The sequence below is a fragment of the Enterococcus aquimarinus genome, assembly GCF_001885765.1.
Classification (GTDB): domain Bacteria; phylum Bacillota; class Bacilli; order Lactobacillales; family Enterococcaceae; genus Enterococcus_I; species Enterococcus_I aquimarinus.
In genome coordinates, this window is record NZ_JXKD01000002.1 from 224,881 (window position 1) to 238,900 (window position 14,020).

Genomic DNA, 14,020 nt, shown 5'->3' on the forward strand with positions numbered 1-14,020 from the left:
TTGTTTCTTTAGCACAAGATTAGTGGTATGCTCAAAGACGCGACAAAACACTCCTATATAGATTTTATTTAAAAATCTTAATACGATTGTTGGACGAAAAAAACTATAGGGTCATTGCTTGTCATGATTGTTACTCTTTTTTTTAACTCTCAACTACTCTCTTAGTATACGTTTTTTGCAACCCTATTACTATGGATGATATACTTAAAAAGCGATTCATATTTTGGGACACTTTAACCAATAACTAATCATGGAGGTTTATCATGGACGTGACCACTTTTTTACAATTACCTTTTACGAAAGAATTTAAATTACTCGCGGGTGAAAACGGGCTGATCAATCAAATTACAGGGATAAATATTTTAGACAATCCCAATGCGACTGATTGGTTGACTCCTGGAGAATTAATTTTGACTTCCGGCTATTTTTTTAAAGAAACACCCAGTGCGATGGCGAATTTTTTAGCCCACTTTGACCGCTTAAATATCGCAGCCATTTGTATTAAACCACAAATTTATTTAACCCCCTTACCCAGTGCATTGCTCGAGGAATGTAATCAACGCGGGATTCCTCTAATTGAAATTCCATACGGGGTGGCTTTTTCCAAAATTTTGAATACGGTGATGAATTTACTTTCAAATGAAGTCAATGAGGCCAATCAAATGGCCTTAGACTTAAACTCTGAATTACTTGAATATGGGTTACAAGGAAAAGGAATCGAGGAATTAAAGGGAAAATTAGAACGTTTGTTAGGGAATCCGATTTTAATTACGAATGGCGATTGGAGCGTGTTAACCAAAACGATTGATGCAGTATTCACGCCCTACTTAAAGCAGCAACAGCATCACCAAATATTTGATAAAGAATCATTTAAGCATTTACCGGAAAACTTCCATCATTCTAAGCACCCTTCCAATTTTTTACTAAATGACCAAACAAGTGGCACGATTCTCCCCGTTTTTTTTAATGACATTACGTATGGGTATATGATTGTCTTTCAAAAAAACAAAGCTTTAACACGCCAAGACTATCTCGCACTTGAACAGACATCGATTACGATTGCCTTAGAAATCGTTCATCAAAATGAAAAAGAACGGATCCAAAATAAAGTCTTACGTGATTTTTATCGAGAACTTCTTTTTGGTACTCATTCGATTGAAGAGCTCAATACCTTTAATATTGAATTTGATTATGATATTCCTTATACTGTTTTTATCATTGATTTTCAGATTGCCAACCATAAAGAGCAAAGTCTTGTGCAACAAAAATACGAAGAAGAACGGATGATTCGAAAAACTTTTGCGGCAGCTACGTTCTTTCAACATCCCCTGTTTCCAGTGATTCATCTATTTAAACAAGGTCAAGCCATTATTGGTCTCGTCGGCCGAAAACAAGCGAATCGACCAAATGAACATCTATTAGAAGTAGAATTTTTTGAAGCCTTTCACCAATACTTACTCGCAGATTTACCGAAAGACTCATTTATGAATTTCTATATCGGAACCAAACAAGCAATCGAGAATATTAAAGAAAGTTATCGAGAAGCGAAACAAATTTTAGCCTATCAAGAAACACAGAAAAGTCAGATTTATTTTGCGAGAGATTTTTATTTCGAATTGTTTTTACGTCAAAATATCCAACCGGAAGCAGCAGAGGTTTTTATCGAGCATTATTTATCACCGCTTTTAACTTGGGAATCGGGAAGTCATGCGTACTTGCTTGAAACCCTAACCGTCTATTTAAACCACCAACTTAATTTAGCCACGGCCTCGAGAGATTTGTTTATCCACCGAAATACGTTGCGCTATCGGATTGAAAAAATAGAAGGTCTCCTTGGTTATCCCCTTGACAATCCACGCGTCATTTTAAGTTTACAACTGGCGATAAAACTATTAGAAGAATATCAAAAAGAACGGTAGTGTGACGATACTACCGTTCTTTATTCTAAACGAGGGCTCCGTGCGTCAAATAACACGTAAAAATCTCTTATACAAGCTATTAGCAACTAAAATATTCATGAAACGCTATGATTTTCACGTGAAACAATTTATGATAGAAGAAGCTATTGAATTTCTCGGATTAAAGGAGCGTTTTACCATCGAAAATCGAATGAATCGTCATCATAAAATTATTTTAGCCTTATTTCTCAGCGCCTTATCAGGGTTTATCGATATTTTAGGATTATTTGGTATCGGTAAAATGTTCCTCTCATTTATGAGCGGCAACTCCACTCGCTTGGCTTTTTATTTAGCAGAAGGCGAGTTTATTCAAGCACTTCCTTATATCTTTTTAATCGCCAGTTTCGTATTTGGGGCTTTTTTAGGCGATGTGGTCAAAAGTCGTTTTCCAGGAGAAGTCCTGTTAGCCATATTAACAACTGAAACGTTCTTGATTTTTATTAGTTTTATGATGATTTTTCTGGATATCAAAGATGAATGGTCTTATCTACCGTTAACAATCGCCATGGGACTGCAAAATACGATGCATATTCGAGTCGACGATAAAATCATTGGTCGGACTTTTTTTTCAGGCGTCTTACATTCGCTCGGGACGGATATTTCTCAAGCCATGCAAAAAAACAAACCATGGAGTGCTCCGCTCCTTGATTTAGTGATTTGGGTCGTCGCCGTCTCTGGTGCGTTTTTAGCCGGAATCCTACAACCGAACATTCCAACACAAACTCTCCTTGGCTTAGTCTTAATCATTTTACTTTTGGTGATTGTTATTATTATAATGTTAAACAAGAAGCAGCCAGACTTTCGATAAAGAGAGACTCTTTAATTAAAAGTTACTTCTAAATATTGCAGACGAGGAGAAATGAATATGACACATGTTTTTGACGAAATCCTAAAGCACAATGAGGCCTTCGTGGCAAATAAAGAATATATCCCTTACCAAACGGATAGTAATCCTAATAAAAAATTAGCGATTTTAACTTGTATGGATAGTCGCTTGACAGAACTACTACCCGCCGCGCTCGGCATTAAAAATGGTGATGCGAAAATCATCAAAAATGCCGGTGGGATGATCACCAGTCCCGTGGGTTCTACGATTCGTAGTCTCGTCGTTTCGATCTATGCTTTTGATATTAAGCAAGTGATGATTATCGGTCACGATCACTGTGGGATGAGTAATGTCGATAACTCTCCTTTAATTGAAACGATGAAAGAACGCGGCATTACCAAAGAAGCTTTTGAAACCTTTGACAGCGATGATTTTGACACGGCTCGTTGGTTAGAAGGTTTTGCCAATGTCGAAGAATCAGTGGCTAAAACGGTGGCGTCCGTCGTCAACCATCCACTAATTGCTAAAGATGTGGAAGTCCGTGGCTTTGTCATTAATCCAAGTACCGGTGAATTACGCCCTGTCTGCTAAAATGAGACAGCCTAAAAAAAGTGGATCCCCCAAATTGGAGATCCACTTTTTTAGTTTTCTTCTAAGAGTAAGACTTCATACGGTGCTAACGTCAATGTCGTTGGATGAGCCGTACGTGTTATTAAATCTACACCTGCTGTTGCGACTTGAATTTCTTTCGTTTCTTCTGAGAAATTCATGACGAAACGATAAGATTGATCCTCAAAATCACGCGACTGAACGGATACATCTGGATCCCCTTTGATGACCCACGCATTTTCTAAGTCTTTGGCTTTTGCTAGTTCGCCATAAAAACGCTCTAGGAAGTCCAGATTCGTCCGTGCGCCAATAAAGTACGCTGCCCCTTGTCCGTATTGATTACGCGTAATCGCCGGTTTCCCTGCATAAAAATCTTCGGTATAGGTTCCGAGGACATCCGCCCCTTCAAGTTCAAAAAGGCTACAATAGTCTTTTGCTTCAAAAGACTGATCAGCATAGTGGACCGCATTGCGATCTTTCGGATAAAGCGTATCGGTTTCTGTTACCTTAATCCCAAACAGCTCGCGTAACGGTTGCGGCCAACCACCTAAATAAGTCAGATCATTTTCGTTGACGTAACCTGTGATATAAGTTGAAACAAAAGTTCCCCCTTGTTGGACATACGTACTTAAGCGTTTCATCACGTCTTCTGTCATTAAATACATCATGGGTCCAATGATTAACTCATACTTCGAAAAATCAGCCTCTGACGTAATCACTTCTACCGCAATATCATGATTCCAGAAATAGCGATAATGTTCTTGTAACGTTTGCGGATAACGTTTGGATGCATTCGAAAAGCCCTGTGCATCATTGAGCGCCCAATTGTTTTCCCAATCATAAATAATCGCGACTTTGGCTTTTTTATAACTACCTTTTACTGCTTTGATCTTTTCGAGTGCCTCACCCACCCGCGTAACTTCTTTAAATACACGGTTGTCTTCACTATTATCATGATCGACGACGGCCCCATGGAACTTCTCAGAAGAACCACGTGATTTACGCCACTGGAAATATAAATTACTATCTGAACCATGCGCGATAAATTGCATGGAAGATAATAAATGCATGCCGGGTCGTTTCACTTTATTGACTTCATGCCAATTGACCCCACTTGGCGTTGATTCCATAATTAAGAATGGTTGTTGTTTGATACTGCGATATTGATCATTAATGAATCCCACTTTACTCGCTAAATCCGCCGTTGTTTCCCAATCGTTATGCCACGCAGGATAACAGTCCCAACTAATCACATCGACGTGTTTGGCAAATTTTCCGTAGTCTAAACTTTGAAAGGGAATTAGATCATGCGTATCTGCCATAAAATTGGTGGTAATTGGAATTTCCGGTGTCAATTGGCGAATGTCTTTAATTTCATGCTCATAAAAATCAATGGTTTGATCGGTCACAAAACGACGCCAATCTAAATTATGTCCATGAACCATCGTTTCCCCAATACTAGAAGGCGATTCAATCTCTGACCAATCAGAGTAGGCATGACTCCAAAATGGTCCCCACCAAGCATCATTTAAGTCTTTCAAGGTTGGGTATTTCTTTTGTAACCATTGACGGAAGTTTTCTTGACAATATTCGCAGTGACACTCACCTGAATACTCATTCGAAATATGCCACATATATAATGCCGGATGATTGCCATAACGTTCCACTAGTTTTCGATTCATGATGCCGATTTTTTCACGGAAAACAGGCGAAGAAAAACAATGATTGTGACGGCCGCCTTGCAACATTTTTTCCCGTCGTTCATTCGTCCGTAAGACTTCTGGATATTTTTTAGACAACCAGGCAGGACGGGCTCCACTTGGCGTCGCTAAAATCACATTGCCACCCATTTCATAGATGTCATCCATGATTTTATCCAACCATTCAAAGTGATAGTCGCCTTCTGTTGGTTCTAATTGACTCCAAGCAAACATTCCAATCGAAAAGGTATTGGATTTAGACTTTTGCATCAACTCAAGATCTTTTGCTAAAATTTCAGGATAGTCTAACCATTGATCGGGATTGTAATCCCCTCCATGTAATAAACGATTTTCTGAATTGTAACGTGTCATTTTTATCTTATCCTTTCGTTCCACCCGCCGTTAAACCGGACACAAAATGTTTTTGTAACGCTAAGAAAACAAGCGCTATCGGAATACTGATTAAAATCGCACCCGCCGCAAAAGTTGTATAACTTGCGCCCATTTTGTCAGTGACTAATTTGTATAAGCCGATAGGTAACGTGTAATACTCTGGATTCCGTAGTAAAACGGAAGATAGCGCAAAGTCACCTAGTGGTCCAGTAAAGCCATTCATCGCAACGACCGCTAACATCGGTCTAGAGAGTGGTAATATAATTTGTAAGAAAATACGTGTGTTGCTGGCCCCATCAATTTTCGCACTTTCATCTAAGTCGAGTGGAATGGAATCGAAGTACCCTTTCAGTAAGTAGGTATTCATCGGGATTTGACCGCCCACGTAAATTAAAATTAAGAGTGCGTGACTGTTAATTAAACCTAACATTTGTGCGAGCACAAAAATCGCAATCAACGCTGAAAATTGTGGAATCATTTGCAACAGTAAGAATAAAACTAAGCCATTTTTTCTCCCTTTAAAACGAAAGCGTGAGAAGGAATAGGCCGTCATTGAAACAAAAACTAACGATAGTACCATGGTAAAGAAACTAATTTTGAGGGAATTCCAATACCACTGGCCGTAAAATAAACTGCCTTCATTGGCAAATAATCGGCGATAATGCGATAATGTTGGATTCGCCGGAATTAAACTCGTACTCACTAAACTATTACCGGGATTAAAACTAGCCCCAATCGTCCATAGTAACGGATAGACGATGACGATCACCATCAAGATGAGTAATAAGTAAGAGAACGTCATTTTCATCCGTGTTTGCGACTTCATACTTTTCATTTTCGTCTGCATCTTAAGCGACCTCCTTAAAGGCATTTGTTCGTCTAAATTGCCACAGCGCAATCCCGATTACGAAAACTGAAAGTAAAATCGTCAGAGCCGCAGCGAGCGCGTATTGACTGTTTTGCATCGTTAATTTGTAAATCCACGATACTAAAATATCCGTTCCACCGGCAGTCGAGCCAGGCACAGCCGGTCCACCACCATTAAATAAGTAAATAATATTAAAGTTATTAAAGTTAAACGTGTATTGCGTAATCAAAATCGGTGCCATTGCATAGAGTAATAATGGTAAAGTAATTTTTCTGAATTGTTGTAAGGCAGTTGCGCCATCAATGGTTGATGCTTCATATAAATCATCGGGAATCGACTGTAGCGTACCGGTCGTCACAATAAAAATATAAGGAAACCCAAGCCATGCTTGAATCATCAGTAACGCAAGTCTTGTCCAATTGGCATCGGTCATCCAAGGAATTGGCGCAATATGGAAGAAATTTAAGATTGAATTATTGATCGCTCCAAAACTATCATTGAACATACCACCAAAAATTAAGATCGTGACAAAACCTGGAACCGCCCACGGTAACACAAGCATCGTGCGGAAAAACTTTTTGAAACGAATTTTTTTCTGATGAACGACAACGGCCAATAAAATTCCGAGACTGACTTGGAGCGTCGAAGCGACTAGTGTCCAAACAACCGTCCAACCAAATACATTAATAAATGTCGCCCGCCAAATATCGACCGTAAAGATTTGCTTGAAGGTCTCTAAGCCAACCCAATCGGCTAAATTCGCTGGTGCAGAGTGGTATAAGTCATAATTGGTAAAGGCCAACGCGATACTGAATAAGATTGGAAAGATAACTGAAAAGACAAGTAAAATAAAGGCCGGACTACTGAGTAAATACGGATAGCCTTCCGCAAGTAATGCATGGTAACTTTCTTTAATTGAGTTGACTCGTAGATGTTGGTCAATCATTTCGCCATTTTTATACGCGTCACGTAAATTAAGATAGTAAAAAAACAACCCAAAAGTCAGGATAATGAGTGCTACTAATCCTTCTGCCAGTAAGAAAATCGAATTATCACGGGGTACTTCGGTTCCTAAGGTAAAGAGTCCCCAAAATCCCATATTGAATAAATCCGCAAAAACAAATACATATAAAATGGATAGACCTAGAAATAAGCAACCTTTAATCTTTTGTCGATTATAAAATTGACCTATTCCGGGAATAATCGATAACAATGCCGCTTTCTTGGCATGAGAGATGCCATTTTTAATCGTGCTCTCCATAAAGCACCCTCCTTTTATTTTAAAAAGACGGCAAAAGCGCCGCCTTTTCCTTGATTCCTATCCGCTTAGTTTCCAGTCGCTGCAACTGCTGCTTTGATCTGATCGACTGCTTGCGGTAAGACTTCACTTGGTACGCCTTTACCAGTTGCGATCGTTTGTAATGCCGCATCAACAGGTTCCCATACAGAGTTCATTGCGGTAATTCCTGGTGTTAACACTGCATGCTGTGATTGAACAGAAACAGCTAACGCACTTGGGCTTTCTTGAATGATTGGATCTTCTGATAAAGAAGCCACTGCTGGTACTTCTAATGTTTTCTCATAACGTACAGCGGAATTTTCAGCATTCGCAATATATTCTACAAATTGTTGAGCAAGTTCGGTGTTTTTAGAATAACTGCTGACATTATAGCTTTTCACGCCGATAAATGACCCCATATGTTCGCCGTTACTTAAAAGAGGTAATTCTGTGACACCATAGTCAATTCCCGCATCTTTATAAGGCGCAAGATTCCACGGACCAGAAATAACTGCTGCTGCTTTGCCTTCTGTAAATAAAGAATCTAATACGTTAATTCCTTGTTCGCCGATGATACCGGTTGGGAAAACGCCAGATTTATAAAATTCTTGGATGTATTCTGCTCCTTCAATCGCACCAGGACTCGCCAAGCCGATATCGTCTGCTTGGTAATTTCCTTCAGCATCTTGTCCGAAAACATAACCACCGTAAGCACTCATCACCCCTTGGGCATAGTACAATTGATCCCATAATGCCAATAACCCATACGAATCTTTTGTCAGAACGCCTTTTGAATACTCTAACCATTCATCGGTTGATTTTGGTAATTCTTCTTCTGAGATTAAGGCTTTGTTATAGTATAAAATTTGTGTTTCCACTGCTTTTGGTAATCCATAAACGACACCATCGACGATTTGTGATTGCATGGCAGATTGTGTGTACAATTCTTTTACGGCATCGCTCACATCTAACGGTGCTAATAATCCTTCTGTTACAGCTGTTCCGATTTGGTCTCCTGGGATCGTAATCACGTCAGCCCCAGTTCCTGCTGGTCCGTCTAAACGTAAGTCTTCAATTTGACCTGCAAGTGCTTTTTCAACGACTTTAATTGTTACGTCGTTTTCTTCTTCAAATTTCTTAACGGCTTCTTCAATACCCGCTTTCTTATCTTGATCTTCCCAGACAAGTAAATCGTACTCTTCATTATTATTTTTCTTGCTACTTGTTTGGGTGCCTGTTTCCGCTTCTCCGGGACCACATGCTGCCAAACCAAATGCTAACGTACTAAAAAATAAACATTGAACTAATTTTTTCATAATAAATGCTCCTCCTTTTATTGAAAACGCTATCTACACCTATATAGTAAATTAATTTATCTAATTTGTAAATGATTTTTACCAAAAATATTAATTTTTTTAACTGAATCAGTGTTGAAAACAGCTGTTAATCGCTCTATACCAAGCTTTTTACCCTAAAAATAATTTTAAGTAAATTTATTTACTAAAATCGATATATACGCTATACTAGTTGCGAGGTGATATTATGGTGACCATAAAAAAAATCGCAGAAGAAGCAGGGTTTTCGCAAGCAACCGTCTCCCGCTTGTTGAAAGGTGATAGTACATTATCCGTTGGCGAAGAAACGAGAAAAACGATTATTAATACCGCCCTTTCGTTAGGCTATGACCGTTCTAAAATCAAAACAACGATTGAGAAAATTGCGTTGCTTTTTTGGATCACAAATCAAGAAGAACTGCAAGATTTGTACTTTCATCAATTACGTTTATCCATCGAAAAATATGCGCAAGAAAATAATTTGGATATTGTAACCCTTAAACATGAAGATGGCATCGAGAGCTTACCGAAACAGATTTCAGGTTTTATCGGCGTTGGTTTTTTTTCAAGTGAGGAAACGAAACAACTGAAAGCGCGTTGTAGTAATGGTGTCTTCTTAGAAATGAATTTAGAACCTGAACTATTTGATACCATCAAACCCGATACCGATCAAATGACCCGTCATGCGATTGACTTGTTTTTGCAAAAAGGCTATCACAAAATTGGATTTATCGGCGGAGCCTATCACAATCCTGACCTTGATCGCGATGAGGAAGATACACGTGAAACCACTTTTCGCCACTACTTAGCCAAAAAAGGCACACTCGATGAACGCTATATTGTTTCAGGTGGCAAATTTACCGTCAACCAAGGCTATGAATTAACGAAATCAATGATTCAAAACCTCGATGGTCAGTTACCGGAATGTATTTTTATTGCTTCAGACACGATTGCGGTCGGTGCCTTACAAGCTTTCAATGAAGCAGGGATTGTGATTCCCGATCGACTAGAACTGATTAGTATTAATGACAACGAAATTGCGAAATTTGTTTCGCCGCCATTAACGACTTTCCGGATTGATGTGGAAGAATTGGCACAAACGGCGATTGATATGTTAGTCAATCAATTGATTTATCCGCGCGACATCACCAAAACCGTCTTAGTCGGTGCCAAATTGATTGAACGAAAAAGCTTTTCTGTGAAGTAAAAAAAACTTCGAACCCTGATCTGAAAGGGTTCGAAGTTTTTTGGTTTATTTTTCATGCTTTAATAATGCTAAAAAGGCTGCACCATATTTCTCTAATTTATTTTGGCCAACCCCTTTGATTTCAAGAAATTCTAAGGTACTTTGAGGTTGTTTTTCTGCTAATTCTTTTAAGGTCTGATCAGAAAAAATGATATACGGTGGTAACTGTTGTTCCTGCGCGATTTCTAAACGCAGCGTCCGTAATTTTTCAAAAAGAGCATCGTCCGCTACAATTTGTTTGACGATATTTTGCTTACGTGAAACCGTCGCTTGACCTAAGAGTACTTGGATCCCTTTTTCTGAAATAGATAATGTCGGAAACTGGCCTTCTGAAGGTGTGAGATACCCTTCAGCCGTTAAATAATCGATTAGCCCTACTAAATCTTTTTGGGTCCAACCTTTCATTAAGCCATAAGTCGGCAATTGCTCAAAGCGCCATTGTTTGACTTTTTGATCGCTTGAGCCCATTAAAACTTTGGCAACTAACGATTTCCCAAAACGCTGATTCATCCGTTTGACACACGACAAGACTTTTTGTGTTTCAACGGTAATATCGACGACTTCCCGTTCATCAAGACAATTACTACATTGTCCGCAATCTTGAGGATCTTTTTCACCGAAATAACGTAAAATGTAGCGTTGTAAACACATTTGAGTATGGGCATATTGATTCATTTCTTGCAGTTTGACGTGCTCGCTTTGGCGGTACGTAATATCCGATTCCGATTGTTCAATAAAAAATTGTTGGATTTGAATATCTTGGGCGCCATAAAGTAAGATGGCTTCACTCGGTAAACCATCGCGTCCGGCTCGGCCTGCTTCTTGGTAATACGATTCGATATTTCCAGGCATTTGGGCATGAATCACAAAGCGCACATTACTTTTATTAATCCCCATCCCGAACGCATTCGTTGCGACAATCACTTGCAGACGATCAAATAAAAAGTCCTCTTGATTGCTTGAACGCTCTGCTTCACTGAGCCCTGCATGGTAGCGTCCGACTTTTATCTGTTGGTGTTGTAGTAAATGATAGAGCCGGTCGACTTCTTTACGCGTACTTGCATAAATAATTCCTGACTGGTCTTTATTTAAGCGTAAGTATTCTAAGAGATAGACGTCTTTTTGATTTTTAGCAACTTGAAACGATAAATTTTCGCGTGCAAAACCTGTTGTGACTTCATTCTCAGCTGGAATCCCGAGTCGGTGACAAATATCTTGGGCTACTTGAGGCGTTGCGGTGGCAGTCAAGGCGACAATCGGTGGTTTTTGGTCAAACTGTTGAATCGTTTCAGCCACTTTTAAGTAACTAGGACGAAAATCATGACCCCACTGTGAAATACAATGCGCCTCATCGACGGCAAGTAAACTTAAATCAACGTAACGTAGCATTTCTTGAAAATCAAAACTCGCTAAACGCTCCGGCGCAACATATAACAGCTTGATCTCGCCTTGTCCAACTTGACGGAAACGTTGATTTGTTTCTTCTTGGGTTAACGTACTATTGATATACGTTGCGGGAATCCCCATCTCATTCAGCTGATCGACTTGATCTTTCATTAACGAGATCAAAGGAGAAATCACTAAGGTCAAGCCGTCTAGCATTAACGAAGGGAGTTGATAACAAACCGACTTCCCTCCACCAGTTGGCATGATCCCTAACACGTTCTCATGGTTTAATATTTTATCAATAATGGTTTCTTGTCCGGGGCGAAACTCCGCGTAACCAAATTTTTCTGCGAGTAATTGTTGCTTATTAATACGAATGGCCTCCTTTAACACTTGAAAAGCATCGATTAAAATCGATCAAAGTTCTGATACAAGTATAACAAATCTTCACTCTCTTGTTTGAGTTTTTCCCCAATATTCGTTTCAGCCACTTTTTTGCGACTATCAACTTGTTCGACGACTCGTAAAACAGAAACGATATCCGTCCCATTTTCGACGGCATCTTCAATGGACGTAAACGGTTGATGAGCAGCCAGTAACATGCCATAACTATTGGAGAGTAGCGTATAGCCTGCGATACCTGTTTTCTTTTGGTAAGCTTTAGCAAAACCACCGTCGATTACCAACATTCGTTTATTCGCCTTCATCGGGCTTTCTCCTTGTTTTTCTTTGACGGGAGTATGGCCGTTAATAATATGTCCAGTCTTTGGTAAGCCGAAAGAAACTAAAATTTCTTCACAAATTTTTTCCTCATTGCGTAAAGAATAATAGGCATTTTTTTCTTCTATATGACTTTTTTTATCGGTGATATAATAGCGTTCAAAAGTGGTCATCGCTTTTTTACCGAATAAGGAAGAATTTTCACCGGCCCATAAATACCACATTAAATCCGTCGCAAAGTCATCTGTTACTTTTGGCTTGGCGTAGCATTTTTCGACTTGTTCTTGATAAAAATCGAGTAACGCTTTCCCTGCATAACTGTGATTATCGATGCGTAAGGACTTAAAATCGCCATTATCGTGTAACGGGACACACCCATGTAGCAATAAATTATTGTTATAGCACAAATACATTTGTCCTTTTTCATATAAGAAATCCATATGCCGCTTCAATTTTTCAGAATCTTGATAACTTGTCAATAATTGGTGCAACAAGCACGTTTCTTCATTCGTTAATTGGCAAGGGGATGACGGATCAATCGTAGGTGCTTGGAATTGTTCTAATGGATACGTGCGGCCGTGCAGTTCAATCGTTTGCGCGTTATAATCAATTTTTTCTAATACGAGTCGATGAGCCATTTGAAATTCTGGTCGGCGATGAATTAACTGACCTTCTAATTTAAATTGTAAAATGGCACAGGCTTGTTGGACTTGATTGCAAATTTCTTGCTCCCGTAAAGAGACCTCGTCGGCTTCATCCATCACGGGATTAAAATGAGGTTGCACGGTGTAATATTGTTGGCTGTATTCAATTAACGGACGTAAATGAATGCCATAACTTTTTTCTAAAATGGCTAAGTTGCCATAACGCGCTTGGATGCGAATTAAATTGACGAGTGCGGGTAAAGAACCACCCATCGCAGCTAACCAAATAATATCATGGTTGCCCCACTGAATATCCACCGAATGCAGGCCAATCAAGCGTTCCATAATCGCATCAGGCTGGGGGCCTCTGTCATAGATATCGCCTACGACATGCAAATGATCAACGACGAGTCTTTGAATGGTTTCAGCCAATGCTTGAATAAGCCGAGGCGCTTGATTTAACGCCACAATTTTTTCGACAATCGACGTATAATAATCTTGTTTATCGCTTTTTGTATCCAGTCCATTTAATAACTCTTCCATAATATACGCAAATTCTTTCGGAAATGCTTTGTGCATTTTAGAGCGCGTATATTTTTTACCTGCGTAGTCGGTCACTTGAACGAGTTGTAGAATTTTTTCATAATACCACTGATGTAGCGACGCCTTCGCACCAATCCGACTTTTTTCTAAAATAATTTTTTCTTTTGGGTAATAAATAAGGGTACATAAATCCGTAATATCCACCTGTGTCTCATGCTTAAAACATTCTTCCACTTTGCCTCTAACACTTCCTGAGCCATTGCGTAAGACATGATTGAATGCTTCATATTCGCCGTGCACGTCACTGACAAAATGCTCGGTTCCTTTTGGCAATCGTAATATCGCTTCTAAATTAATGATTTCCGTTAGAACATCTTCTTTTTCCGCAAACTTTTCTTTCAACAACTGATAATATTTCTCCTTCATTCACTTGCCCCCTCTGCCTTCGTTCTATCTAATATAGCAAATCCATTAAGCGGTGTATAGGTTCGACCAGACAAAAGTAAAAAGCCGC

10 protein-coding genes are annotated in these 14,020 nt (G+C 39.2%); 4 read left to right on the forward strand and 6 right to left on the reverse strand.

Features of this window, described 5'->3' with window-relative positions; translation table 11 throughout:
• The first annotated feature begins 263 nt into the window (after positions 1-263).
• Genes RU93_RS02825 through RU93_RS02835 form a run of 3 tightly spaced genes read left to right on the forward strand, consistent with a single transcriptional unit; the run spans position 264 to position 3,375 of the window.
• A complete protein-coding gene (locus RU93_RS02825; RefSeq protein ID WP_071874099.1) occupies positions 264-1,919 on the forward strand; it encodes a PucR family transcriptional regulator ligand-binding domain-containing protein in 1,656 nt (551 codons plus the stop codon).
• A 40-nt stretch (positions 1,920-1,959) separates the two neighbouring features.
• Positions 1,960-2,766: a YoaK family protein gene (locus RU93_RS02830; protein ID WP_071874100.1), complete on the forward strand. Its 807-nt coding sequence runs from the start codon at positions 1,960-1,962 to the stop codon at positions 2,764-2,766.
• Between the two features lie 57 nt (positions 2,767-2,823).
• Positions 2,824-3,375, forward strand: a complete 552-nt coding sequence (locus tag RU93_RS02835; RefSeq protein WP_071874101.1) for a beta-class carbonic anhydrase — start codon at positions 2,824-2,826, stop codon at positions 3,373-3,375.
• A 50-nt stretch (positions 3,376-3,425) separates the two neighbouring features.
• Here the strand turns inward: RU93_RS02835 and RU93_RS02840 are convergent, their stop codons facing one another.
• The 4 genes from RU93_RS02840 to ganS form a co-directional block, all read right to left on the reverse strand.
• Positions 3,426-5,465, reverse strand: coding sequence for a beta-galactosidase (locus RU93_RS02840; RefSeq protein WP_071874102.1), 2,040 nt, complete (start codon positions 5,463-5,465; stop codon positions 3,426-3,428).
• Between the two features lie 7 nt (positions 5,466-5,472).
• Positions 5,473-6,333: a galactooligosaccharide ABC transporter permease GanQ gene (gene ganQ / locus RU93_RS02845; protein ID WP_281246331.1), complete on the reverse strand. Its 861-nt coding sequence runs from the start codon at positions 6,331-6,333 to the stop codon at positions 5,473-5,475.
• A 1-nt stretch (position 6,334) separates the two neighbouring features.
• Positions 6,335-7,615 (reverse strand): sugar ABC transporter permease, encoded by a 1,281-nt coding sequence (gene ganP / locus RU93_RS02850; RefSeq protein ID WP_071874103.1) that lies wholly within the window; start codon positions 7,613-7,615, stop codon positions 6,335-6,337.
• Between the two features lie 65 nt (positions 7,616-7,680).
• Positions 7,681-8,949, reverse strand: coding sequence for a galactooligosaccharide ABC transporter substrate-binding protein GanS (gene ganS, locus RU93_RS02855; protein ID WP_071874104.1), 1,269 nt, complete (start codon positions 8,947-8,949; stop codon positions 7,681-7,683).
• 226 nt (positions 8,950-9,175) lie between these two features.
• On the opposite strand from ganS, the gene RU93_RS02860 reads away from it, so the two are divergent.
• The gene (locus RU93_RS02860; RefSeq protein ID WP_071874105.1) at positions 9,176-10,174 is read left to right on the forward strand and encodes a LacI family DNA-binding transcriptional regulator; all 999 of its coding nucleotides are present in this window, start codon (positions 9,176-9,178) and stop codon (positions 10,172-10,174) included.
• Between the two features lie 45 nt (positions 10,175-10,219).
• On the opposite strand, the gene recQ is transcribed toward RU93_RS02860, so the two are convergent.
• Both recQ and RU93_RS02870 read right to left on the reverse strand, forming a co-directional pair.
• A complete protein-coding gene (recQ, locus tag RU93_RS02865) occupies positions 10,220-11,992 on the reverse strand; it encodes a DNA helicase RecQ (RefSeq protein WP_245785359.1) in 1,773 nt (590 codons plus the stop codon).
• Positions 11,993-12,006: 14 nt separating this feature from the next.
• Positions 12,007-13,932 carry a fructose-1,6-bisphosphatase gene (locus RU93_RS02870; protein ID WP_071874106.1) on the reverse strand — a complete coding sequence of 642 codons (1,926 nt, stop codon included), beginning with the start codon at positions 13,930-13,932 and terminating at the stop codon, positions 12,007-12,009.
• Positions 13,933-14,020 lie beyond the last annotated feature (88 nt).